Source organism: Phycicoccus sp. Root101 (assembly GCF_001426245.1).
Taxonomy (GTDB): Bacteria; Actinomycetota; Actinomycetes; order Actinomycetales; family Dermatophilaceae; genus Pedococcus.
This window is the reverse complement of record NZ_LMCM01000001.1, coordinates 539496-563625: the sequence shown is the minus strand read 5'-3', so window position 1 is coordinate 563625 and position 24130 is coordinate 539496. Positions and strand designations below refer to the sequence as shown.

Below are 24130 nucleotides of genomic sequence, written 5' to 3'. Positions count from 1 at the left end.
GATGGGGGAGTCGGGCGCGGATAGGGTGGGTCGGTGGCTGAGAGATTCAGGGTTGTCGGAGGCACCGCGCTGCGCGGCGAGGTGGCCGTGTGGGGCGCGAAGAACAGCGCCCTCAAGCTCATGGCGGTGGCGTTGCTCGCCGTCGGCCGCACCCGCCTCACGAACGTCCCGGCCATCCTCGACGTGACGATCATGGCCGAGCTCCTCCGGCGCCTCGGCTGCACGGTGGACTACGACGCGCCTTCCGGGGTCGTCGAGATCGACGTGCCGGAGAAGATCGGCCACCGCGCCGACTACGACCTCGTCCGGGCCCTGCGTGCCTCGACCGCCGTGCTGGGGCCACTCGTGGCACGCACCGGTTCGGCGGACGTGGCCGTCCCCGGTGGGGACGCGATCGGTTCGCGCGGGCTCGACCTGCACGCGGCCGGGCTGGAGGCGCTCGGTGCCAGCGTCCACGTGACGCACGGCTTCCTCGTCGCCGAGGCGCCCCGCGGGCTGGACGGTGCAGAGATCCGCCTCGACTTCCCGAGCGTCGGCGCCACCGAGAACGTCCTCACCGCGGCGGTCCTCGCCCGGGGGACGACCCGCCTGGAGAACGCCGCCCGCGAGCCGGAGATCGCCGACATCGCCGCGATGCTCACCTCGATGGGCGCGCAGATCAGCGGTGCAGGCACCTCGGTGATCGAGGTGCACGGCGTCGACAGCCTCACGGCGATCGAGCACGCCGTCGTCCCCGACCGGATCGCCGCCGGCACCTGGGCGTTCGCCGCCTCCGCCACCCGTGGCGACGTCGAGGTGGTCGGCGCCAACAGCGACCACCTCGTCGCCGCCCTCGAGCTGGTCGAGGCCAGCGGGGCGACGGTCACCGACACCCCGCGCGGCTTCCGCGTCGACTCCGGCGGGCGTCGACCCAGGGCGTTCGACGTCGCCACGCTGCCCTACCCGGGCTTCCCGACCGACCTGCAGCCCTTCGCACTCGCCTGCAACGCCGTCGCAGAGGGGTCGGCGATGATCACCGAGAACCTCTTCGAGGCCCGGTTCCGGACGGTGCAGGAGCTCAACCGCCTCGGCGCCGAGACCCGGATCGACGGCCACCACGTCATGGTCCACGGTGTCGAACGGCTCTCCGGGGCGCCGGTCGAGGCCAGCGACATCCGCGCCGGCGCTGCGCTCGTGATCGCCGGGCTGGTCGCCGACGGCGTCACGACCGTCAGCGGGGCCCAGCACATCGACCGCGGGTACGCCGGCTTCGCCGAGAGCATGCAGGGCCTCGGCGCGGACGTCACCCGGGAGCCGGACGACGACCCGTTCCTGTGACCGTCGGCCCCTTGGGGTGTGACGCAGGTCTCAACAGTTACCCAAAAGAGACCTGACCTGCGACAACCAAAGTCCCCTTCACTTGCGTCTGTGTGAGTGAATGTGTCCACGGACAAGGGGGTTCGCATGTCGGTCAGCACCATCGGGGTCCTCCCCGTCGCAGTCCGCCCGGTGCACACGGGCCAGGAGGTCGCGATCACGGGTCGCATCGACGTGCACACGGTCCCCGACGTCCGGCTGCTGCTCCACGAGATCATCGACACCGGCTTCGGCGACGTCCACATCCGCCTCGCGGGCGCGGAGATCGGTGACGCCACCGGTCTCGGGGTCCTCGTCGAGGCGTACAACCGGGCCCGCCGGGCCGGGCGCCGCCTCGCCGTGGTCGACATGAGCGAGCGCACCGGCCGCCTGTTGCGTGCATCACGCCTCGACCGGTCGCTGGTGCTCCGCGAGCTCCCGGACGGCGCGACTGTGGCGGCTGTCACCGCCTGAACGCCTCCCGGCGCGCACCACCCCGCAGGTAACTTCGGGCCATGCCTGCCGAGCCGATCGAACGTGACCGTCCCTGGGTGATGCGCACGTACGCCGGCCACTCCAGCGCCGCTGCCAGCAACGCGCTCTACCGCCGCAACCTCGACAAGGGGCAGACCGGCCTGTCCGTGGCGTTCGACCTGCCCACGCAGACCGGTTACGACCCCGACCACCCGCTCGCGCGCGGTGAGGTGGGCAAGGTGGGCGTGCCGATCTCGCACATCGGCGACATGCGCGCCCTGTTCGACCAGATCCCGCTCGACCAGATGAACACCTCGATGACCATCAACGCCACCGCCATGTGGCTGCTGGCGATGTACCAGGTCGTGGCCGAGGAGCAGGCCCTCGCCGACGGTCGGGACCCGGCCGAGGCGGTGCGAGCCCTTGCCGGCACGACCCAGAACGACATCATCAAGGAGTACCTGTCGCGGGGCACGTACGTCTTCGCGCCCGGGCCCTCGCTGCGCCTGATCACCGACATGGTCGCCTACACCGTGTCGGACATCCCGAAGTGGAACCCGATCAACATCTGCAGCTACCACCTGCAGGAGGCCGGCGCGACGCCGGTGCAGGAGATCGCCTATGCGATGTGCACCGCCATCGCCGTCCTCGATGCGGTGCGTGACTCGGGGCAGGTGCCGCCGGAGCGCTTCGGCGAGGTGGTCGCGCGGATCTCCTTCTTCGTCAACGCCGGTGTGCGGTTCGTCGAGGAGATGTGCAAGATGCGGGCGTTCGTCCAGCTGTGGGACGACCTCACGCGTGAGCGCTACGGCGTGCAGGACCCCAAGCAGCGTCGCTTCCGGTATGGCGTGCAGGTCAACTCGCTCGGCCTCACCGAGGCGCAGCCCGAGAACAACGTCCAGCGCATCGTCCTCGAGATGCTGGCGGTGACCCTGAGCAAGGACGCGCGCGCCCGGGCCGTGCAGCTGCCGGCGTGGAACGAGGCGCTCGGACTGCCCCGGCCGTGGGACCAGCAGTGGTCACTGCGCATGCAGCAGGTGCTCGCCTTCGAGTCCGACCTGCTCGAGTACGACGACCTGTTCGCGGGTTCGACCGTGGTGGAGGCCAAGGTCGCCTCGCTGGTCGAGGGTGCGCGGGCGGAGATCGCCCGGGTGCAGGAGCTCGGTGGCGCGGTCCCGGCGGTCGAGAGCGGGTACATGAAGTCGGCGCTGGTGGCCTCGCACTCGCTGCGACGCCAGCGGATCGAGACGGGTGAGGACGTCGTCGTGGGCGTGAACCGCTTCCAGACGACCGAACCCAACCCGCTCACGGCCGACCTCGACGCGGCGATCCAGACCGTCGACCACGACGTCGAGGCGAAGGCCGTCGCGGCGGTCCGCTCCTGGCGGGAGCAGCGCGACGCCGATCCCGCGGGGCGCGACCGGGCGGCGGCTGCCGTCGCCGCGCTGCGGGCCGAGGCCCGTGCCGGGTCGAACCTCATGGCGGCGTCGCTCGAGGCGGCGCGGGCAGGTGTCACGACGGGGGAGTGGGCCCAGGCGCTGCGCGAGGAGTTCGGGGAGTTCCGTGCCCCGACCGGGGTGTCCGGGTCGGTCGGCGTGAGCGACGGCGGCACCGACGAGCTGCGCGCGGTGCGTGAGCAGGTGCGCCACACCGCCGGCGAGCTCGGCGAACGGCTCCGGGTGCTGGTCGCCAAGCCCGGACTCGACGGCCACAGCAACGGTGCCGAGCAGATCGCCGTGCGCGCCCGTGACGCGGGCTTCGAGGTCGTCTACCAGGGCATCCGCCTGACCCCGGAGCAGATCGTGGCCGCAGCCGTGGCGGAGGACGTCCACCTCGTCGGCATCTCGATCCTGTCCGGCTCCCACATGGAGCTCGTGCCCCAGATCCTCGACGGGCTGCGCACTGCCGGTGCGGGTGACGTGCCCGTCGTGGTCGGCGGGATCATCCCCGACACGGACGCCAGGGCCCTGCAGGCCCTCGGGGTTGCTGCCGTCTTCACGCCCAAGGACTTCGGCCTCAACGACATCATGGGCGAGTTCGTGCAGATCGTGCGCCGGTCGCGTGGGCTCGCCGCCGAGGTGGCCGCGCCCGCCTGAAAAGGAGGCGACCACCGCTGAGGGAGTTGGCACCATGCCGGTATGACGTTGCCGACCCCCACCCTGCACACCGATCGCCTGCTGCTGCGCCCCTTCGAGGACTCCGACGCGGACGCCCTGTTCCGGCAGCAGAGCGACCCCACGGTGCTGCGCTACTGGGACTCACTGCCCTGGGTCGACCGGGCTCGGGCGGACCAGTTCATCGCAACCTGCCGGGACCTCGAGCGAGAGGGCAGCGGCGCGCGCCTGGTGGTCACCCGGCGCGCTGACGGGGAGTTCCTCGGCTGGGTCAGCCTCACGCGGTGGAACCCCATGTTCCGCAGCGCGTCCCTCGGCTACTGCTACGGCGAAGCCGCCTGGGGCCGCGGCCATGGCACCGAGGCGGCTCGGGCGGTGCTGCGCTGGGGTTTCGAGACGCTCGACCTCAATCGGGTGCAAGCCGAGGCCGACGCCCGCAACATCGGTTCGACCCGGGTGCTGGAGAAGTCGGGCTTCGTGCGGGAGGGCACCTTGCGCGAGGACTGCATCGTCGATGGCGTCATCTCCGACTCGCACGTGTACGGGCTCCTGCGCCGGGAGTGGGAGCAGCAGGTCGCGTAGCGACCGCGCTCAGAGCCAGGCGCCGTGGCGCAGGACGCCCACGGGGTGCAGCTCGCGGTCCGTGACGAGCACGTCGGCCCGGGACCCCGGGGCCAGGGTGCCCACGCCCACCAGCGACAGCGACCGCGCCGGAGTCGCCGCTGCCGCCGCCACGGCATCCACCAGGTCGATGCCGAGCTCCGTCACGCACCACCGGACCTGGTCCAGCAGCGTGGAGACCCCGCCCGCGAGCGATCCGCCTTCGGCGAGCCGGGCCTCGCGACCGCGGACCTCGACGTCCCGGCCCCCGAGCGTGTAGGTGCCGTCGTCGAGGCCGCTGGCCGACATGGCGTCGCTGACCAGCGCGATGCCTGCCGGGCCGACGGTGTCGAAGACCAGCTGCACGGTGGCGCCGTCGAGGTGGACACCGTCGGCGATGAGCTCGACGACAGCCTCGCTGCGGGCGGCCGCGCCCAGCGCGGCGGCGACCGGGCCGGGGGCGCGGTGGTGCAGCGGCGGCATACCGTTGAAGAGGTGGGTGACCAGGGGGAGCCCGCCTCGGACGCCGCCGCCGAGCACGGCGGACAGGGCCCGGGAACAGGTCGCGTGGTCGGCGTCGGTGTGGCCCAGGGCGCCGAGGACCCCGTGTCCGGCGAGGGCCGAGGGGAGGCTGCCGGAGGGATCGCGCTCGGGGGCGAAGGTCATGTGCAGCAAGCCACCACCGGCCGCGGCCACCAGCGCGTCGACCAGGTCGAGGTCGACGTCGACGAGCGCCGCGGGATCCTGCGCCCCGCAGCGCAGGGTCGACAGGAACGGACCCTCGAGGTGCAGGCCCGCGAGCTCCCCGGAGGCCACGAGCGGGGCGAGGGCCGTGGCACCGGCGAGCAGGACGGAGGCCGGGGCGGACACGAGCGAACCCACCACGGACGTCGTCCCCGCCCGGTGGTGGTGGGCCGCGGCCGTCCGCGCGCTGTCCGCGTCGGGGCCGAACTCGCCACCGGCGCCGCCGTGGCAGTGCACGTCCACCAGGCCGGGGAGCAGGGTGACGTCCCCGGGGAGGTCGTCACGGGTGGGCAGCCCCGCCCACAGGTCGGGCAGCTCGGTGCGCGGACCGGCGTAGGAGATGCGGTCGCCCTCGACCACGACGGCCCCGTCCTCGACGACCCCACCGGGCAGGACGAGACGTCCGGTCAGCAGGAGTCGGTCGAGGGTCGGGCCGTCACTGGTCACGACAGGATGATGGACCGCGAGAGGTGCCGCGGTCGATCAGGGTCCACGCCGGCGCGTCCCGCCTTGAGCAGGCACAGCCGGTGGACGCGCAGGAGGTCGGCCAGCGGGTCGATGTCGCGGTGCTCGAAGTGGGCACCCGTCGCGCGGACGTCCTCGTCGAGCCCGGGCGGGACCTCGCCGAACGCCCACGTGGCCCCGCCCTCGGTGGTGATGCTGATCGGCCCGTGGCGGTACTCCATCGCGGGGTACGCCTCGGTCCAGAACTGGGCCGACTCGCGGAGCTTCAGGGCCGCCTCCTGGGCCAGGCCGTTGGTCCAGCCGCGCCCCACGAAGGTCAGCTGGGCGGCATCGGCCACCCCGGCCAGCGCGCTGTCCTCGTCCTCGGCCAGGACGGCCTCGGCGTCGGCGATCGCCGGGCCGAGGTCCTCACCGATGGTGGCGCGCAGCAGCGCCAGGACGGTCGTGGCGAAGCGGGTCTGCACGACCGACTGCTCGTCCACCTCGGGCAGGAGGAAGGCGTGGGTGGCCAGGGACGGGATCGCCGTGCCCTCGGTCGCCACGATGGCCGTGGTGGTCCGCCCGTCGGCCCGCAGGCGCTCGAGCAGCTCGATCACCTCGGTCGTGGTGCCGGAGCGGGAGATGGCCACGACGTGGTCGAACTCCCGGGTGAGGGGGAACTCGCTCGCGGCGTGGGCTTCCGTGTGCCCGGCGCCGGACTGCTCGCGCAGGGTCGCGTAGGCCTGCGCCATGAAGAAAGACGTGCCGCAGCCGACCACGGCGACGCGGGCGCCGGGGGGCGGCAGGACGGCCAGGGCCTCGTCGACCCGGCTGCGAACGGCGGCCCAGTCGGTGGGCTGCGTCGCGATCTCGTGGGCGAGGTGGCTCGAGTAGGAAGACATCGAGATCCCATCTGTGAGTGATTGAGAGTGCTGAAAGTCTCTACCAGTCACATTCGATCAGTCAAGATCCCGGCGGTATGTCCCGTTTCGCGCAGGGGTTTGGTGAGAATCTCTCGGAAATGGGTGCGGTGAAGTGCTTGACGAGGCTCGCGGGGAGGGCCAAGGTTTCCCTCATGCTTCCTCGAAGATGAGCGAAGCGCGCTTGAAACGCTAGGAAACGATCATCCGTTTCGCGACAGTGACGAACGACTTGAGGAGCGACGTGGGCACCACGACTTCACGACACACACAGGCGGTGCGTTGGGGCGGCCTCGCCCTCGGCACGGCATTCGCCCTGGCGGCCTGCTCCGGGGGCACCGGGGCCGGCACGGCCGGCGGCGGCGACAGCTCGGGGAAGAAGGCGACGACCATCAAGCTCGTCGCCGCGGAGTACTCCAAGGACCACACGAAGGCGTTCTGGGACAAGTTCGCCACCGACTACAAGGCCAAGACGGGCAACACCCTCGAGGTGCAGATCGTCAGCTGGGACGACATCGACCAGCAGAGCTCGACGATGGTCCAGAACAACAACCCGCCGGACATCCTCAACCTCAACGCGTACGCGAGCTACGCGAAGGACGACCTGCTCTACAGCGCCGACGACGTGCTGTCGGACTCGGTGAAGTCCGACCTGCTCGAGGCGTTCGTCAAGTCCGGGTCCTACAACGGCAAGATGTACGGCATGCCCGACCTGAGCTCGGCGCGGGCCATGTTCTACAACAAGAAGCTCTTCCAGCAGGCGGGCATCACCGCGGCGCCGAAGACCTGGGACGAGTTCAAGGCCGACGCCAAGAAGGTCTCGGCCCTCGGGAACGGCGCCATCGGCTACGGCCTGCCGCTCGGCCCGGAGGAGTCGCAGGGCGAGTTCTCGATCTGGATGTTCAACAACGGCGGAGACTGGAAGAAGGACGGGAAGTGGACGATCAACTCGGCCCAGAACGTCGAGACGCTGTCGTTCCTCAAGTCGCTGTCGACTGACAAGCTGACCCAGAACAACCCCGGCAAGACGAACCGCCAGGACGCGTTCGACCTGTTCGCCTCCGGCAAGGTCGGCATGGTCGTCGGCTTCTCGCCGCTCGCGGCCACCCTCGACGCTGCGAAGAAGGTCGACTACGGCGTCGCGCCGATGCCGACCAAGGCCGACGGCGGCGAGCCGCAGACCTTCGGCGTCACCGACTACCTCATGGCGTTCAAGAAGGACGGCAACAAGGACGCGGTGAAGGCGTTCTACGACCTGTACTACCAGAAGGACCAGGTCAACTCGTTCATCAAGGCCGAGGGCTTCCTGCCGGTGACCAAGTCCGGCATCGAGGAGTTCAAGTCCGACACCAAGCTCGCGACCTATCTCGAGACGCTGCCGAACGCGCACCTCACGCCGACCGACGACCCCACGTGGGACAAGGTCAAGCTCGCGGTCCAGCAGAACCTCGGCACCGCGATGACGGGCGACCCGAAGGCCGTGCTCGACAAGCTCCAGAAGTCTGCTGAAGCCGGCGGCTGAGCGTGACGCAGACCGCTTCGGCTCCCGTGGGTGCGACCGGTGACCCGGCCGCACCCACGGCGGGTCGCCGGCCGCGCCGGGCACGCCCGCGCCGCGGCCGGGCCTCGCTGGGTCAGGCGCTCCTGTGGCTGGGGCCGGCCCTCCTCCTGATCTTCGGCGTCGTCGTCTACCCGGCCGTCGAGCTGGTCAAGGCCTCGCTGTCGCGCTACTCGATCACGGGTCTGCGCAAGGGCGACGCGGGCCTCGACAACTACACGAACGTCCTGGCCAACGAGTCGCTCGGCACCGTGCTGACCAACACCCTCGTCTGGGTGGTCGCCGTCGTGGCCCTGACGATCCTCATCAGCCTCGGCCTCGCGCAGTTCCTCACCAAGGAGTTCTGGGGCAGACGGATCGTGCGCTGGGCCGTCATCGTCCCGTGGGCGGCCTCGCTGGTCATCACGGCGCGGCTGTTCAGCCTCATCTACAGCTACTACTACGGCACCCTCAACGCCGTCCTGCTGAAGATCGGCCTCGTGGACACCCCCATCGACTTCCTGGGTGACGACCGCTGGATCATGCCGTCGATGATCGCGGTCGGGGTGTTCGTGTCGATCCCGTTCACGGCCTACGTGTTCGTCGCCGGCCTGCACGCCATCCCTACCGACGTCTACGAGGCGGCCCGCATCGACGGTGCCTCGCCCTGGCAGATCTGGCGCCGGATCACGTTGCCGCTGCTGCGCCCGGCCATCCTCGTGGCGACGGTGCTCAACATGATCTACGTGTTCAACAGCTTCCCGATCATCTACACCCTCAACGAGTCCAACCCCGGCTTCAGCCACGACACGACCATCACGTTCATGTACAAGCTGGCGTTCAAGAGCGCCGAGAAGGACGTGGGCCAGTCGGCTGCGGCCGGCCTGTTCAACGTGCTGCTGATCCTCGTGGCCGTCGTCATCTACCTGCGTGTCTCGCGCTGGCGCGAGGAGGAGGAGTCGTGAACGGCACCCTGAGCTGGCGTCGGATCCGCCCGGCGGCGATGCCGGTCATCGGCCTCGGGGTCGCGTTCGCGTTCCTGTGGCCCTACCTCGTCATGCTGCTCGACGCGTTCCGCCCGAGCGGCGACGTGGTGCAGACCCCGGCGTCGATCCTGCCGCGGGAGTGGAAGTGGACGACGTTCTCCGAGGTGGTGGGGGACGAGCGCTTCCGCGCCTGGCTCCAGACGTCCCTGATCGTGGCCCTGTCCTCGACGGTGATCGTGGTCCTGGTCGCCGTCCCGGCGGCATACTTCACCGCGCGGTTCCGCTTCCCCGGGCGGATCGCGTTCCTCTTCCTGGTCCTCATCACGCAGATGTTCTCGCCGACCTCGCTCGTCGTGGGCATCTACCGGGAGTTCTACGCGCTCACCCTCGTCGACACCTACCAGGCGCTCATCCTCACGAACGCGGCCTTCAACCTCGCGTTCGCGATCTGGATCCTGCACGGGTTCTTCGCCTCCATCCCCAAGGAGGTCGAGGAGGCGGCGGAGCTCGACGGGTGCGGACCCCTCCTGCGGCTGCGCCGGGTCATGCTGCCCCTCACCCTGCCCGGGCTCGTGACGGCGACGATCTTCACCTTCATCGCGGCGTGGAACGAGTACGTCGTCGCGCTGACCCTGATGCTCAGCGACGAGAAGAAGCCACTCACCGTCGGCATCAACTCCTACGTCACCGGCTACGAGCAGAACTGGGACCAGCTCTTCGGTGCCTCGATCATCGCGATCGTCCCCGTCGTCATCCTGTTCGCGGTCATCGAGAAGCACCTCGTCGGGGGCCTGACTGCCGGGTCGGTCAAGTGACCGCACCCACCGCCAGGCCCGCGGACCGGGGGGCGCGCTGGAGCGCGCTCCTCGGCCTGCTCGCCGAGCACGGGCGGCTCAGCGTGACCGAGGTCGTCGAGTCGCTCGGCGTGAGCGAGGCGACGGTGCGCCGCGACTTCGCCGACCTCGCCGCCCAGCAGCTCGTGACCCGCACGCACGGCGGCATCGTCGCGACGGCGGTGGCCTACGACCTGCCGGCCCGCTACAAGCAGGCCGGCGGCGACGACGCCAAGGACCGCATCGCCGCGTGTGCCGCGGACCTCGCCCTCGAGGGATCGGTGGTCGGCTTCAACGGCGGCACCACCACGAGTGCCGTGGCACGACGCCTCGCCGCCCGGTCGGACCTGGCGATGTCGTCGCGACGCCCCGCCATCACCGTGGTCACCAACGCGCTCAACATCGCCACGGAGATGGTGCTGCGTCCCTTCGTCCGCTGCGTCTCCCTCGGTGGTGTCGCCCGCCCGGAGTCCTACGAGCTCTCCGGCCCGCTGGCGGCGATGGTCCTCGGCGAGCTCTGGCTCGACACCGTCTTCCTCGGCGTCGACGCGGTCTCGGCGACGGCCGGTGCGATGTGCCACCACGAGGGCGAGGCCGGCATCAACTCGCTCATGGTCGAGCGCTCCGAGCGCGTCGTGGTGGTGGCCACGGGCGCCAAGCTCGGCACCAGGGCGTTCGCCCGCATCTGCCCGTCGTCGCGGATCAACCTCGTCGTCACCGACGGCAGTGCACCGAAGGCCGCCGTCGCCGACCTGCGTTCGGCCGGCATCACGGTGGAAGTGGTCTGAGCGTGGCGCAGGTCGTGGCCGCCGTGGACGTCGGCGGCACCAGGGTCAAGGCCGCGCTGGTCGACGCCGCCGGCCACGAGGTCGAGTCCCGGACCGTGCCCACCGTGCCCGGCGCCGCGGTCGAGGGTGTCCTCGTCGGCCAGGTCGCCGGGTTGGTGCGCGACCTGCGCGACAGCGCCGGCAGCCGGCACGAGGTCGGTGCGTGTGGCGTCGTCGTCCCCGGCCTGGTGGACGGCTCCGCGGGGGTGGCCCGCTGGTCGGCCAACCTCGGATGGCGGGACCTTCCCGTGTCAGGTCCCCTGACGGAGCTGCTCGGGCTGCCGGTGGCGCTGGGCCACGACGTGCGCGCCGGGCTCGTGGCGGAGGTGCGCTGGGGCGCGGCCTCCGGCGCACGCAACGTCCTGTTCCTGCCCGTCGGCACGGGCATCGCCGGAGCCCTCATGCTCGACGGCCGCGTCGTCGAGGCCGACGGGTGGGCCGGCGAGCTCGGGCACGTGGTCGTGGAGCCCGACGGTCCGCTCTGCGGGTGCGGTGCCCACGGGTGCCTCGAGGCGGTCGCCTCCGCGGCTGCCGTGGAGCGCCGGTATGCCGCGCTGTCGGTTCCCGTCGCGGGCGGCCCCGTCGGCGCCGACCGGATCGCCTCCCTGGTCGACGCCAGCGACCCGCTCGCCGTCGAGGTGTGGGGGGTCGCCGTCGAGGCGCTGGCCCGGGCCGTGACCCTCACCGTGACCCTGACGGGGGTCGAGCGGGTCCTCGTCGGTGGTGGGCTGGCACAGAGCGGTGAGACCCTGCTGGGTCCGCTGCGGGCCGCCGTCGCGTCCCGGCTGACGTTCCAGCGGGCGCCCACCATCGAGCGGGCGCAGCTGGGGGAGCGGGCCGGGTGCCTCGGCGCGGCCGCACTGGCCTGGGACCTCTCATGATCCTCACCGTCACCCCCAACCCCGCCCTCGACGTGACCTACGACGTCGAGCGGCTGGCCGTGCACGAGAGCCACCGGGTGCTCGCGGTCCACGAGGTGGCCGGTGGCAAGGGCATCAACGTCGCGTCGGTGCTGCACCTGCTCGGCCACGACGTGCTCGTCACCGGGGTCGTCGGCGGCCCGACGGGTGACCAGGTGCGCGCGGACCTCGACCGTCGCGGCATACCCCACCGGTTCGCGCGCGCAGCCACGCCGACCCGGCGCACGACCACCGTGGTGAGTGGGGAGGACGGCGAGGCGACGGCGTTCAACGAGCCCGGTCCACCGTGGCCCGGCGGAGCCTGGGGTGGTCTGCTCGACCACGTCGCGGCCCTGCTCGACGACCTCCCCGTGACGGTGCTGGTCGCGTCAGGCAGCCTGCCGCCGGGCGTGCCCGACCATGCCTTCGCCGACCTGACGACGGTGGGGCGGGACGCCGGCGTGCCGGTCGTCGTCGACGCCTCGAGAGCGGCACTGCTCGGCGCCCTCGCGGCGTCCCCGGACGTCGTCAAGCCGAACCGTGAGGAGCTGCGCGGGGCCACCGGGGTCGACGACCCCGCGATGGGAGCGAAGCTGTTGCAGGACAGGGGCGCCCGCCACGTGGTGGTCTCCCTGGGAGCCGACGGGATCATGGCCGTGGCGCCCACCGGCGAGGTCGTCCGGGCGCGGCTCGGGGCGAGGTTGCGCGGCAACGCCACGGGTGCCGGCGACGCGGCCGTGGCCGCGCTCGCGGTCGCCCTCGCGCGCGGGTCGGACTGGGCGTCCGGAGTTGCCGACGCCGTGGCGTGGTCCGCCGCGGCCGTCCTGCAACCCGTCGCCGGATCCGTCGACCCCCGAGACATCGAACGACTGCGGCCGACCGTCCGCGTCGAGACCCTGGAGGACTGACCGTGCTCGTGCCGTTGACCGAGGTGCTGGGCCCTGCGCGAGACCGGGGCCGGGGGCTGGGCGCCTTCAACGTGATCCACCTCGAGCACGCCGAGGCGCTGGTCGGCGCGGCCGAGGACGTGGGGCTGCCCGTCGTCCTCCAGATCAGTGAGAACACCGTCGCGTGGCACGGTTCGCTCGCACCGCTGGCCGCGGCCACCAGGACGTTGGCCGAGCGGGCGTCCGTGCCGGTGGTGCTCCACCTCGACCACGCCGTGTCGGTCGACCTGGTCCGCGAGTCGCTCGACCTCGGGTTCACGTCGGTGATGTTCGACGGGTCGACCCTCGACGACGCCGCGAACCGCTCCACGACGCGGGAGGTCGTCTCGCTCTGCCACGAGCGGGGCGTCGATGTGGAGGCCGAGCTGGGCGAGATCGGCGGCAAGGACGGTGTCCATGCCCCAGGTGTGCGGACGGATCCCGTTGAGGCACAAAGGTTTGCGCTCGACACCGGGGTCGACGCGCTGGCCGTGGCTGTCGGCTCCTCCCACGCGATGACCGAGCGCACCGCCGCGCTCGACCTCGAGCTGGTGGCGGCGATCCGCGCCGCGGTGCCGGTCCCGCTGGTCCTGCACGGGTCCTCCGGCGTGCCGGACGACGGCCTGGTGGCTGGGGTGCGGGCCGGCATGACCAAGGTCAACATCGCGACCCACCTGTCCAGCGTGTTCACCGGAGCCGTGCGCCACCACCTCGAGTCCGATGCCCGGCTCGTGGACAGCCGCAGGTACCTCGGACCGGCCCGTTCGGCGATGCGGGCCGAGGCGGCGCGCCTGCTCGAGCTCCTCGCCCTGCGCTGACGGGGCGAACCCACGCTCGGAGGGGCCGACGCGGCGTACGCGTCGGCCCCTCCGTGGGGGTGTCGGCTCAGGCGTCGATGTGGGACATGTCGCCGTACCGGTCGCCCGCGACCGCGTCGCGCGGCACGGCCTGCTCGAGGGCAGCCAGGTCCTCGGCGCCGAGCTCGACGCCGATCGCGGCGACGTTCTCCTCGAGGTACCTGACCCGCTTGGTGCCGGGGATGGGAGCGATGTCCTGCCCCTGGGCGAGGACCCAGGCCAGGGCCAGCTGCCCGGGCGTGCAGCCCTTGGCCTCGGCGAGCTGCCTGATGCGCTCCACGAGCAGGAGGTTGGCGTCGAGCGCCTCGCCCTGGAACCGCGGGAAGTAGGGCGACCGGCGCGCGTCGGCCTCTCCGTCGGCGCCCTGGGTGCGGGAGATCGTGCCGGTGAGCATGCCGCGACCCAGGGGCGAGTACGGGACCAGCCCGATGCCGAGCTCCCGGACCGTCGGCAGGATCTCGTCCTCGAGGTCCCGGGTGAACAACGAGTACTCCGTCTGGAGCGCGGTGATCGGGTGCGTGGCGTGGGCGCGACCGATGGTCTCGGCCGAGGCCTCGGACAGTCCCAGGCGGCGGACCTTCCCGGCCTCGACCAGCTCGGCCATCGCCCCGACGGTCTCCTCGATCGGCACCGTCTTGTCGACGCGGTGCTGGTAGTACAGGTCGATGTGGTCGACGCCAAGACGCTGCAGGCTGGCGTCGGCGGCCTTGCGGACGTACTCGGGGGAGCCGTTGATGCCCAGACGCTCGCCGTTCGCCCCACGCTCGTTGCCGAACTTGGTGGCCAGGACCACCTCGTCGCGACGTCCCGCGATGGCGCGGCCCACGAGCTGCTCGTTCGTGAACGGGCCGTACATGTCTGCCGTGTCCAGGAACGTCACGCCGAGGTCGAGGGCGCGGTGGATCGTGGCGATGCCCGACGCCTCGTCGGGGGTGCCGTAGAACTCGGACATCCCCATGCAGCCGAGGCCGAGGGCGGAGACGGTGAGGTCGGTGCCGTGGTCGGCGCTGCCGAGCACGCGGGTGGGGAGGGCGTTCGATGTCGTCATGGGCTCCACTCTCCGACTTCGAGTGCGCTCCAAGTCAAGCGGGGCGGTACCCGGGCGGGCGGGTCGGGTCAGGTCGGTCAGGCGGAGCGGCGACGGGCGGGTCGGGCGAGCCGGGAGCGGTAGAGCTCGATCTTCGTGTCGATGGCCTCGAGGTGCGCCCGGACCTCCTCGAGGTCGGCGAGCACCTTCTCGCGGTGGGTGAGCAGGAGCTCCAGCCGCTCGCGCTCGTTGCCGTCCCCGCCACGCACGAGGTCGGCGTAGGTGCGGACCTCGCGGATCGGCATACCCGTGGCACGCAGGCGGGTGAGCATGGTGATCCACGTGACGTCGTCCTCGGTGTAGCGCCGGTGTCCCGAGGGGGCGCGGTCGACGACGTCGAGGAGCAGGCCGTCGCGCTCGTAGTAGCGCAGGGTGTGGGCGGTCAGACCGGTGCGCTGGGCCGCCTCGGCGATGGTGAAGGTCACCCACCGATGCTCATCGCGCAACGGCGCGAGGTCAAGCGCGAGGTCAAGCGCGGGGCCTACCCGCAGCGCCGCACGCGGCATACCCTCGCAGCGTGAGCGACCTGCACTGCCCGGCGACGTTGCTCGTCGCGCGGCACGGTGACGCGGAGTACGGCCACCCCTCGGTGCTCTCGGACGAGGGCGGCTGGCTCAGCCCCCGGGGGCGGGCGCAGGTGCGCGACCTGGCACGGTCCCTGCGGGACAGGCGGGTCGCCCGGGTCTTCACCAGCACCCTCGAGCGCGCGGTCGAGTCGGGGCAGGTGGTCGCCGAGCTGCTGGGGGTGGACGCGGTGCAGGTCGAGGGTCTCGAGGAGTTCTCGGTGGGGGCGCTCGCCGGCCGTCCCCACGACGACCCCGAGCTCGCCTCGGTGTTCAAGGCCTGGATGCACGGCGATCGCGGCCGGTTCATCCCCGGCGGCGAGTCGGGGGCGGAGGTCCTCCGGCGCTACCGCGAGGCGCTGCAGGGGATCGCCGACCAGCACCGCGGCGAGACGGTCCTGGTGTTCTCGCACGGTGGCGTCATGTCGTTCGTCCTGCCCCGGCTCGGCGACGCGGTCCGTGAGGACCTGGTGGCGCGCGCCTTCCTGCCCAACTGCGGGGCGGCCGAGGTGGAGGTCGACGGTGACGGCTTCCGGGTGCTGAGCTGGCCCGGTTCGCTGGACCGCAGCGTGGTGTGACCGCTCAGAACAGGCGGGTCGTGGTGTCGTCGATCCCGCGCAGCGCGTCGTAGTCGAGGGTCACGCAACGGATGCCGCGGTCGGTGGCCAGCGTCCGGGCCTGGGGCTTGATCTCCTGGGCGGCGAAGATGCCGGTGACCGGGGCCAGGTGCGGGTCGCGGTTCATCAGCTCGAGGTAGCGGGTCAGCTGCTCGACCCCGTCGATGTCACCTCGACGCTTGATCTCCACGGCCACGGAGCTGCCGCCGGCGTCACGGCACAGGATGTCCACCGGCCCGATGGCCGTCATGTACTCACGGCGGACCAGCGTCCAGCCCTCACCGAGGGTGTGGATGTGCTCGGCCAGCAGCTTCTGGAGGTGCGCCTCGACGCCGTCCTTGATCAGCCCCGGGTCGACGCCGAGCTGGTGGGATGAGTCGTGCAGCACCTCGTGGATGAGCACGCGGAGGCGGTCCTCGGACTTGGCGTGCTGGACCTGCCACACGGCCGTGACCCCCTCGGCGGCTTCGTGCTCCTCGGGGGAGACCTCGGCCATCGCGCACGGCGGCGACATCCAGTTGAGCGGCTTGTACGAGCCGCCGTCGCTGTGGACGAGCACCGAACCGTCGGCCTTGACCAGCAGCAGCCTCGTCGCGAGGGGGAGGTGGGCCGAGAGCCGACCGTCGTAGTCCACCGAGCACGTCGCTATCACCAGTCGCACGAAGGGTGACTCTACGGTGGCGCGCAGGGGTCGGGCGAACCGGTGAGGCGATGGCGACGAACACCTGATTGCGCAGGACGAGATCCGGGCGCACACTCGAAGTCCGAGGTGAGGTGAGCTCCCATGAGGAACCTGCTGGGCAACGCGGCCGGGCTGGCGGTCTTCGTCGCCGTCTGCTGCACGGCGTTGCGCTGGCTCGCGAGCGGGATCCCGCCCCGGCTCCTGAGGCCCCTGCTCGAGCGGTGGGAGGCCCGTCGGGCCCGCCGACGCGTGAAGCCCGAACCCCTCCCTCCCGTCCTGGTGGCCCTCGAGGTCAGCCGCCTGGCCGACCACGTGCGCTACGTCGAGCACTCCGACCTGCCCAACAAGGCCGAGCGGCTGATGGCGGCCCGCCTGGCGTACGACCACACCCTGCGCGACTACTGCCGCGCCGTGGACATCCCGGTGCCCACGGCCATCCGTGGCCTGTCGACCGAGCAGCGCTTCCACATGGAGTCGGCCCTGATCGGTTCCGGGCACGAGTGGTGACCGTCACGCTGCTCGGGTTCCCCTCCTCCTGAGTGGCTCTGACAGACTGCGCCGCATGGCTCGTGAGTTCAGCAAGGTCGCTGTCGTCGGACTGGGCACCATGGGTGCCGGCATCGTGGAGGTGTTCGCCCGCAACGCCATCGACGTGGTGGCGATCGAGGTCGACGAAGCCGCGGTCGACAAGGGCCGCGGCGTCCTGCAGCACTCCACCGACCGCGCCGTATCCCGCGGCAAGCTCTCCGCCGAGGACCAGGCCGACCTGCACGCCAGGGTCCACTTCACCTCGAGCATGGACGAGGTCGCCGACTGCCAGCTGGTCATCGAGGCGGTGCCGGAGCACCTCCACCTCAAGAAGGAGATCTTCGCCAAGCTCGACGCCGTGGTCGGGCCCGACGCGATCCTCGCCACGAACACATCGTCGCTGTCGGTCACCGAGATCGCCGTCGCCACGAGCAACCCCAAGCGCGTCGTCGGGATGCACTTCTTCAACCCGGCGCCGGTCCTGCAGTTCGTCGAGGTGATCCGCACGGTCGTCACCGAGGACGAGGTCTTCGAGGACGTCAAGGCGCTCGCGCAGCGCCTCGGCAAGCAGCCGGTGGTGGTCGGCGACAAGGCGGGCTTCATCGCCAACGCCCTGCTGTTCGGCTACCTCAACCACGCCGTCGCCATGTTCGAGAGCCGGTACGCCAGCCGCGAGGACATCGACGCGGCCATGAAGCTCGGCTGTGGCTACCCGATGGGCCCGCTCGCCCTCATGGACCTCATCGGCCTCGACACGGCCTACGAGATCCTCGACACGATGTACAAGCAGGGGCGCGACCGGCTGCACGCCCCCAGCCCGATCCTCAAGCAGATGGTGAGCGCAGGCCTCAAGGGCCGCAAGAGCGGACGCGGCTTCTACACCTACGCCGAGCCGGGCAGCTCCCAGCTCGTCGACGACGCCCTCAGCCCTGCCGCCGACGGCGGTGACCACGAGGCGACCCGCACGGTGCGCACCGTGGGCGTCGTGGGGTCGGGGACGATGGCCACCGGGATCATCGAGGTCTTCGCCAAGGCCGGGTTCGACGTCACCTACGTCACCCGCAGCCAGTCCAAGGTCGACGCCGTCACCGCGGCCGTGCAGAAGTCGCTCGAGAAGGCCGTCCAGCGCGGCAAGCTGACGCAGGAGGCGCGTGACGAGGCGCTGCGGCACCTGACCGGGTCCACGTCGCTCGACGACCTCGCCACCGTCGACCTCGTGGTCGAGGCCGTGCTGGAGGACCTCGCCGTGAAGCGGGCGCTGTTCGAGAACCTCGACGAGATCTGCAAGCCCGGCGCCATCCTCGCGACGACCACCTCCTCGCTCCCGGTCGTGGAGTGCGCCGCCGCCACCACGCGGCCGCAGGACGTCATCGGCATGCACTTCTTCAACCCCGCGCAGGTGATGAAGCTCGTCGAGGTCGTCCACACGGTCTCCACCGCGCCCGACGTCGTCGCCACCGTGGAGCAGCTGTGCGCCGACCTCGACAAGCACTCCGTCACCTGTGGCGACCGGTCCGGCTTCATCGTCAACGCCCTCCTCTTCCCGTACCTCAACGACGCGGTGAAGATGCTCGAGGCCAACTACGCGACCGCCGACGCGATCGACACCGCCATGAAGACCGGCTGCGGCCTGCCGATGGGGCCGTTCGAGCTGCTCGACGTCGTCGGCCTCGACGTGTCCCTGGCGATCCAGCGCGAGCTCTACCTCGAGTTCCGAGAGCGCGGGTTCGCCCCGGCGCCGCTGCTCGAGCACCTGGTCACCGCGGGCTACCTCGGCCGCAAGTCCGGTCGCGGCTTCCGCACCTACGCCTGACGGGCCGCCCCGCGGCGCGGTGGCACACGGTATGGCGCGCACGCGGCATACCGTGTCCGCGTGGGTCGGTGACCGCGTGGGGTAACGCGGGCAGGGGGGATCCGCGTCTGGTGGGTGACAGGCTGCGAGGCAGCCGCCACGACCTGAGGGGGACCCATGACGACGACCGAGGACGAGGCGCTCGAGGCGCTGCTGCGCGACACCTTCGCCGGTGCCCGGGCCCGAGGCGGTCTGGACACGCAGGCGGTGACCGCAGGCATCGCGGCCCGCACCACCACGCTGCGGCGGCGACGTGCTGCGGCGCGCGGCGCGGCGCTGACGGCCGGCATCGCGGCGACGGTCCTCGCCGTCGCGATCGGTTCGGGGACCTTCGGTCCCGCCCGCACGGTCCTGTCCGTGAGCACGCACACCGGCTCCACGGACGCGCGGTGGTCCTCGCTCGTGGGGAGCTCGGAGGGCTTCGCCTACCGGTTCCCGACCACGGTGGCCACGCCCTGGCCCGCGGGTCTGGAGGGGCAGACGCAGCCTGACGACACGAACGCGTCCGGGAGCGACGTGGCGACCGACGCCTCCCCGCTCTCCCACGAGGACGCGGACCTCGTGGGTCCGGCAGGCGTCTGCACGTGGGACGTCCGCACCGACCGTCGCCAGCCGGTGGCCGGGCGGTCCTGGGACCTCACCTTCTCGTCGAGCCCGGGTCGCGGTGGAGCGCACCTGGGGCTCGCGGGGTTCACGACGGGGACCGGGGCCGACGCCCTGCGCGACCTGCGGGCGGACGCACTCGCCTGTGGTCCCGGCCCCGACCTGAAGGCCGTCACGTGGGCGGGCCACGCGCAGGACTCGGTGCTCTTCGTCGGGACCTCCACCGTCGCCGACACCACCTTCACGCAGGCCATGGCGGTGACGCGGGTCGGTGACGTGCTCGTCAGCGGTGCCGCGATCTCGGGCGACCCCGCCCTCGCCCGGCGTGCCGCGACCGAGCTCGCGGACTCGGCCGTGGGCCACCTGCGCCAGCTGGACTTCCCACCGGGCCTGGGTCAGCCCCTGGGCAGAAGCACTGTCGCGCCCAACGCCGCGTCGGCGCCCGGCGCGAGCCCGGCCGCGCCCCTCGTGGCTGCGGAGGAGTACCGCTTCGGCGACGTCCTGCCCACGGTCGCCGAGCTCGGTCACGGCCTGAGGTACCACGGTGACGCCATCCACGGCCGGACCGTCCCGGCCTCCAGTGGTCAGCTCTGCGACCTGAGCGGACTGCCTGCCGCCCGGGTTGCCCAGGCGAACGCGGCGCCCCACCCTGTCGCAGGGACCCTGCAGAGCGCGTGGTCGGGGGACGGACAGGGCCCCGACCCGAGCGTCGACATCAATGTGACCGGCTACTCCGCGGGCACCGGGCCGGAGGCCTTCCGCCGCCTGCAGCAGGACACCGGGCCCTGCACGTGGCTGCCGGCCCAGGAGCGCCAGGCCTGGCCCGGCGAGGACGACCAGCAGACGTGGCTGTCGCGCGGCGCTGGTGCGGACTCGGCGACCTACATCGCTGCCCGGCGTCTCGGCGACGTCATCGTCTCGGTCCAGGTCGTCGGATTCTCGGCCCAGGACGCGCACGACGAGGCGGTCCGGGTGAACGGCATCATCGCCCAGAAGCTGCGCGACAGCGGCCTCCCCGCAGCCCGGGGGCGGTGACCGTGGGGTTCTTCAACCGGCCGGCGCCACCGTCGCCCGAGCGGACGACCAGCCAGGCCGACGCCTACGTCTCGGCGGCGATCCCACGGCTCATGGGGGCAGCCTTGTCCCTCACCGGCAACCGGCACGACGCCGAGGACCTCGTGCAGGACACCCTGGCCAAGGTGCTGGTCCACTGGCGCAAGGTCGAGCGGGCGGACAGCCCGGACGCCTACGTCCGCAAGGTCATGGTCAACACCTTCGTCTCCGGGAAGCGGCGCCGCTCGTCGAGCGAGGTCGTCTCGCACGTGCTCGTCACAGCGGACGGGTCGGCGACCGCGGACGCCCAGGTCGGCCCCGAGGACCGCGACGAGATGTGGACCCTGCTCGCCGGGCTCTCACCGCGCCAGCGGGCCGTGCTGGTCCTGCGGTACTACGACGACCTCCCGGACGCGGCCATCGCCGACGTGCTGGGGTGCTCGCCGGTGTCGGTACGGGTCACGGCGCACAAGGCGCTGGCCAGGCTCCGCGAGCAGATGCCCGGTCTGGGAGACTCGGGGCCATGCCCCGAGCCAACCGGCGCCGCCGTGACGACGTCCCGCTGAACGTCGACCGTGCCGTCGGCGGGCTCACGCGGCGCGAGTCGTATGGCGGCTCGGAGTGGTTCGTCCGCCGGGTCACCGGGGCGTCGTCGAGCCGGGCCTACCTGTGCCCGGGCTGCCAGCAGAACATCCCGATGGGCACGCCCCACGTCGTCGCGTGGCCCGCCGACGGCATGGGCGGCCTGGACGACCGCCGTCACTGGCACACGACGTGCTGGGAGGCGAGGGAGCGGCGGCACACCCGCGGCGCCATACGCTGAGCGTCAGTGGCGCCGCTGGCGCGGCAGCAGGACCTCTTCGTAGAGCAGCAGCAGGCCTGCGGCGACGGGGATCGCGAGCAGGGCACCCAGCACGCCCAGCAGGGTGCCACCGGCGAGGGCGGCGACGACGGTGACCGCCCCGGGCACCGAGACGGTGCGCTGCATGATCTTCGGGGCGATGACGTAGTTCTCGACCTGCTGGTAGACCACGTAGTAGACCGCCGCGATGACGGCGTCCTGGGTGTTCGTGAAGAGCGCGACGAGGACGACGATGGCCGCACCGATCGTGGCACCCACCATGGGCACGAGGCCGAGGAAGCCGACCGCGACCGCGAGCACCGCGGCATACGGGATCCCGACGATCGACATCATGATCCACGAGCAGATGGCGTTGATCGTGGCGACGGCGACCTGGCCGATGGCGTAGGAGCCCGTGCGCCGCATGATCTCCTCGGACAGCGAGATCACGCGGGGACGGCGGGACGCCGGGACCATCGCGTAGGCCGCCTGCTTGACGCGCGGCAGCGAGGCGAGCAGGAAGAGGGTGAGGACCAGGACCGTGAAGGCCTGGAAGATGCCACCGATGACCGCGGCACCGACCCCGAGGACGCCGCCGAAGACCTGGCTGATGAAGTTGCCGTCGGTGAGGCGCTTGTTGAACTCCGCCTCGATCTTGTCGACCACCTTGTAGTGCTGGTCGAAGTCCTTGACGACGGGGTTGTTGAGCAGCTGGTTGAGGTAGTCGGGGGACTTCGCCGCCAGGTCGCCACCCTGCTGCACGACCGGCGGCACGACGAGCAGGCCGATGAGCGTGAACACGACGATGACGCCGAGGAAGACGAGGGACACCGCTCCCGACCGCCTGATGCCCCGGCGGGTCAGGAACTCGACGAGCGGGTTCAGGGCGAGGGTCAGGAAGAACGCCACGACGACGAGCGTGATGGTGGTGGTGAGCCTGCCCAGCGTCTGCCACAGCAACAGGGCGAGCAGGACGCCGAGAGCTCCGACGAACCCCATGTAGAACGGCGACTGGCGGTTGAGCGGGCGCCCCGCCCTGCCGTAGCGCTGGGTCGTCTCGGTGTCCTTGACGCCACCCACCTGCTCGGCGGCGTCCCCGCCACCAGCCTCGCGGAGGTCGGCCGCCGTCGCGTCCGTCGTGCCGGACCCGCTGTGTGGAGTCACGTGCTCCTCGTGCGCGTCGCGACCGCCCTCGGCCTCGCTGCCCTGGCGCAGGGCAGGCAGGACGTCCGCCAGCAGGTCGGCCGCCGTCGGCGTCGCCTCACCCCGGTCGTTGGGGTGGTTGCTGGCACGCAGAGCCTCTCGCTGTGCGTGCCGGAACTCGCGCCATCGTTCCAGCACTGACATGTCAGGAACCCTAGGGCACCGCGGGCTGCTGCCGTCGCGAAGGTGCAGGTCAGGTGTTGCGGAACCGGTTGATCGCGGCCAGGTGGGTGGCCCGCTTCTCCTCGTCCGTGACGCCCAGCCCCGCCTCGGGGGAGAGCGTCAGCACGCCCACCTTGCCCTGGTGCAGGTTCTGGTGGACGTCGTATGCCGCCTGGCCGACCTCCTCGAGGGCGTACGTCCGGGACAGGGTCGGGTGGATCAGCCCGCGGTTGACGAGGTCGTTGGCCTCCCACGCCTCGCGGTAGTTGGCGAAGTGGCTGCCGATGACGCGCTTGAGGTTCATCCAGAGGTAGCGGTTGTCGTACTCGTGCATGTAGCCGCTCGTGGACGCACAGGTGACGATCGTGCCGCCCTTTCGCGCGACGTACGTGCTCGCGCCGAAGGTCTCGCGACCGGGGTGCTCGAACACGATGTCGGGGTCCTTGCCCCCGGTGAGCTCGCGGATGCGCGCGCCGAACCGCTTCCACTCGCGCTGGTCCTGGGTCGTCGGGTCGCTCCAGAACCGGTAGCCCTCGGCCGTGCGGTCGATGACCAGCTCCGCACCCATGGCGCGGCAGATGTCGGCCTTGTCGGGGGAGGAGACCACACAGACGGGGGTCGCGCCGCCGGCGAGCGCCATCTGGGTCGCGTAGGAGCCGAGGCCGCCGGACGCACCCCAGATGAGGACGACGTCGCCGAGCTTCATGCCGGCGCCGTTGCGGGAGATGAGCTGGCGGTAGGCGGTGGAGTTGACCAGGCCGGGGGAGGCCGCCTCTTCCCACGTGAGGTGGGTGGGCTTGGGCATCAGCTGGTTGGTCTTGACGATCGCGAGCTCGGCGAGTCCGCCGAAGTTGGTCTCGAAGCCCCAGATGCGCTGCTCGGGGTCGAGCATCGTGTCGTTGTGGCCGTCGGCGCTCTCGAGCTCGACGGACAGGCAGTGCGCCACGACCTCCTCGCCCGGCTTCCACTTCTGGACGCCCGGGCCGGTGCGCAGCACGACACCGGCGAGGTCCGAACCCACCACGTGGTAGGGCAGGTCGTGGCGCTGCGCGTACGTCGAGGTGCGGCCGTAGCGCTCGAGGAAGCTGAACGTCGACACCGGTTCGAAGATCGACGTCCAGACGGTGTTGTAGTTGATCGCGCTGGCCATCACGGCGACCAGGGCCTCGCCGGGGGCCAGCTCGGGGAGCGGCACGTCGTCGACGTGCAGGGACCGGCGGGGGTCCTTGTCGCGGCTCTCGAGCCCCTCGAAGAGGTCGACCTCGTCCTTGTGGACGGTCACCCCTCGATAGGTCTCGGGGAGGGTGAGGGAGGCGTACGTCTGCTCGCTGCGGTCCCCGGAGAGGATGGCGTCGCGGATGTCCTGCATGGGATGTGGCTCCTCGGCGTCGTCGGCGTCTGTGGCACGGCTGCGGCCGAAACTACTGCGGGGTAAAGCGCGTC

Annotated in this window: 24 protein-coding genes; 17 read left to right on the top strand and 7 right to left on the bottom strand. The window is 71.4% G+C overall.

The annotated features are described in order from the left end of the window. Nucleotides 1–33 precede the first annotated feature (33 nt). From murA to ASC58_RS02580, 4 genes are all read left to right on the top strand, one after another. Nucleotides 34–1317 carry a UDP-N-acetylglucosamine 1-carboxyvinyltransferase gene (gene murA / locus ASC58_RS02595; protein ID WP_056918252.1) on the top strand — a complete coding sequence of 428 codons (1284 nt, stop codon included), beginning with the start codon at nucleotides 34–36 and terminating at the stop codon, nucleotides 1315–1317. 126 nt (nucleotides 1318–1443) lie between these two features. After that, nucleotides 1444–1809, top strand: a complete 366-nt coding sequence (locus ASC58_RS02590; protein ID WP_056915251.1) for an STAS domain-containing protein — start codon at nucleotides 1444–1446, stop codon at nucleotides 1807–1809. A gap of 80 nt (nucleotides 1810–1889) precedes the next feature. After that, entirely contained in the window at nucleotides 1890–3905 is a 2016-nt protein-coding gene (locus ASC58_RS02585; RefSeq protein WP_056918456.1) for a protein meaA, read from the top strand. A 42-nt stretch (nucleotides 3906–3947) separates the two neighbouring features. Continuing rightward, nucleotides 3948–4505, top strand: coding sequence for a GNAT family N-acetyltransferase (locus ASC58_RS02580; RefSeq protein WP_056918251.1), 558 nt, complete (start codon nucleotides 3948–3950; stop codon nucleotides 4503–4505). A 9-nt stretch (nucleotides 4506–4514) separates the two neighbouring features. On the opposite strand, the gene ASC58_RS02575 is transcribed toward ASC58_RS02580, so the two are convergent. Continuing rightward, a complete protein-coding gene (locus ASC58_RS02575; protein WP_056918250.1) occupies nucleotides 4515–5714 on the bottom strand; it encodes an N-acetylglucosamine-6-phosphate deacetylase in 1200 nt (399 codons plus the stop codon). Next, entirely contained in the window at nucleotides 5711–6613 is a 903-nt protein-coding gene (locus ASC58_RS02570) for an SIS domain-containing protein (RefSeq protein ID WP_056918249.1), read from the bottom strand. The genes ASC58_RS02575 and ASC58_RS02570 overlap by 4 nt, the downstream gene beginning before the upstream one ends. 295 nt (nucleotides 6614–6908) lie before the next feature. Between ASC58_RS02570 and ASC58_RS02565 the strand changes: the two genes are divergently transcribed. From ASC58_RS02565 to ASC58_RS02535, 7 genes are read left to right on the top strand one after another with little or no spacing between them, the layout of a single operon-like run. Continuing rightward, nucleotides 6909–8153, top strand: a complete 1245-nt coding sequence (locus ASC58_RS02565) for an extracellular solute-binding protein (RefSeq protein WP_056915247.1) — start codon at nucleotides 6909–6911, stop codon at nucleotides 8151–8153. A gap of 2 nt (nucleotides 8154–8155) precedes the next feature. Then, nucleotides 8156–9133, top strand: a complete 978-nt coding sequence (locus ASC58_RS02560) for a carbohydrate ABC transporter permease (RefSeq protein WP_235529059.1) — start codon at nucleotides 8156–8158, stop codon at nucleotides 9131–9133. Then, nucleotides 9130–9969 (top strand): carbohydrate ABC transporter permease, encoded by an 840-nt coding sequence (locus ASC58_RS02555; protein ID WP_235529058.1) that lies wholly within the window; start codon nucleotides 9130–9132, stop codon nucleotides 9967–9969. The genes ASC58_RS02560 and ASC58_RS02555 overlap by 4 nt, the downstream gene beginning before the upstream one ends. Beyond that, the gene (locus ASC58_RS02550) at nucleotides 9966–10775 is read left to right on the top strand and encodes a DeoR/GlpR family DNA-binding transcription regulator (protein WP_056915246.1); all 810 of its coding nucleotides are present in this window, start codon (nucleotides 9966–9968) and stop codon (nucleotides 10773–10775) included. Before ASC58_RS02555 ends, ASC58_RS02550 begins: the two co-directional genes overlap by 4 nt. Before the next feature lie 2 nt (nucleotides 10776–10777). Next, complete coding sequence (locus ASC58_RS02545) at nucleotides 10778–11695, top strand: ROK family protein (RefSeq protein WP_200947708.1); 918 nt, start codon at nucleotides 10778–10780, stop codon at nucleotides 11693–11695. Further along, a complete protein-coding gene (locus tag ASC58_RS02540; RefSeq protein ID WP_056915244.1) occupies nucleotides 11692–12621 on the top strand; it encodes a 1-phosphofructokinase family hexose kinase in 930 nt (309 codons plus the stop codon). Before ASC58_RS02545 ends, ASC58_RS02540 begins: the two co-directional genes overlap by 4 nt. Nucleotides 12622–12623: 2 nt before the next feature. Continuing rightward, complete coding sequence (locus tag ASC58_RS02535) at nucleotides 12624–13457, top strand: class II fructose-bisphosphate aldolase (protein ID WP_056918248.1); 834 nt, start codon at nucleotides 12624–12626, stop codon at nucleotides 13455–13457. Between the two features lie 67 nt (nucleotides 13458–13524). Here ASC58_RS02535 and ASC58_RS02530 read toward each other — a convergent pair whose 3' ends face one another. Continuing rightward, nucleotides 13525–14544 carry an aldo/keto reductase gene (locus ASC58_RS02530; protein WP_056918247.1) on the bottom strand — a complete coding sequence of 340 codons (1020 nt, stop codon included), beginning with the start codon at nucleotides 14542–14544 and terminating at the stop codon, nucleotides 13525–13527. 77 nt (nucleotides 14545–14621) lie between these two features. Next, nucleotides 14622–15008, bottom strand: coding sequence for a MerR family transcriptional regulator (locus tag ASC58_RS02525; RefSeq protein WP_056915241.1), 387 nt, complete (start codon nucleotides 15006–15008; stop codon nucleotides 14622–14624). 92 nt (nucleotides 15009–15100) lie between these two features. Here ASC58_RS02525 and ASC58_RS02520 point away from each other — a divergent pair, with 92 nt between their 5' ends. Then, a complete protein-coding gene (locus ASC58_RS02520; protein ID WP_056915240.1) occupies nucleotides 15101–15724 on the top strand; it encodes a histidine phosphatase family protein in 624 nt (207 codons plus the stop codon). 4 nt (nucleotides 15725–15728) lie between these two features. On the opposite strand, the gene nucS is transcribed toward ASC58_RS02520, so the two are convergent. Then, nucleotides 15729–16424: an endonuclease NucS gene (gene nucS / locus ASC58_RS02515; RefSeq protein ID WP_056915239.1), complete on the bottom strand. Its 696-nt coding sequence runs from the start codon at nucleotides 16422–16424 to the stop codon at nucleotides 15729–15731. Between the two features lie 123 nt (nucleotides 16425–16547). Here nucS and ASC58_RS02510 point away from each other — a divergent pair, with 123 nt between their 5' ends. The 5 genes from ASC58_RS02510 (at nucleotide 16548) to ASC58_RS02490 (ending at nucleotide 21304) form a co-directional block, all read left to right on the top strand. Beyond that, nucleotides 16548–16952 carry a hypothetical protein gene (locus ASC58_RS02510; protein WP_056918246.1) on the top strand — a complete coding sequence of 135 codons (405 nt, stop codon included), beginning with the start codon at nucleotides 16548–16550 and terminating at the stop codon, nucleotides 16950–16952. 55 nt (nucleotides 16953–17007) lie between these two features. Further along, nucleotides 17008–18786, top strand: coding sequence for a 3-hydroxyacyl-CoA dehydrogenase family protein (locus ASC58_RS02505; RefSeq protein WP_056918245.1), 1779 nt, complete (start codon nucleotides 17008–17010; stop codon nucleotides 18784–18786). 156 nt (nucleotides 18787–18942) lie between these two features. Beyond that, entirely contained in the window at nucleotides 18943–20463 is a 1521-nt protein-coding gene (locus ASC58_RS02500; RefSeq protein ID WP_056918244.1) for a hypothetical protein, read from the top strand. Then, nucleotides 20460–21047, top strand: a complete 588-nt coding sequence (locus tag ASC58_RS02495) for a SigE family RNA polymerase sigma factor (protein WP_200947707.1) — start codon at nucleotides 20460–20462, stop codon at nucleotides 21045–21047. The genes ASC58_RS02500 and ASC58_RS02495 overlap by 4 nt, the downstream gene beginning before the upstream one ends. Then, nucleotides 21005–21304 (top strand): hypothetical protein, encoded by a 300-nt coding sequence (locus ASC58_RS02490; RefSeq protein WP_056915235.1) that lies wholly within the window; start codon nucleotides 21005–21007, stop codon nucleotides 21302–21304. The genes ASC58_RS02495 and ASC58_RS02490 overlap by 43 nt, the downstream gene beginning before the upstream one ends. Nucleotides 21305–21307: 3 nt before the next feature. Here the strand turns inward: ASC58_RS02490 and ASC58_RS02485 are convergent, their stop codons facing one another. Both ASC58_RS02485 and ccrA read right to left on the bottom strand, forming a co-directional pair. Further along, nucleotides 21308–22669: an AI-2E family transporter gene (locus ASC58_RS02485; protein WP_056918243.1), complete on the bottom strand. Its 1362-nt coding sequence runs from the start codon at nucleotides 22667–22669 to the stop codon at nucleotides 21308–21310. Nucleotides 22670–22718: 49 nt separating this feature from the next. Then, nucleotides 22719–24056 (bottom strand): crotonyl-CoA carboxylase/reductase, encoded by a 1338-nt coding sequence (gene ccrA / locus ASC58_RS02480; RefSeq protein ID WP_056915233.1) that lies wholly within the window; start codon nucleotides 24054–24056, stop codon nucleotides 22719–22721. Nucleotides 24057–24130 lie beyond the last annotated feature (74 nt).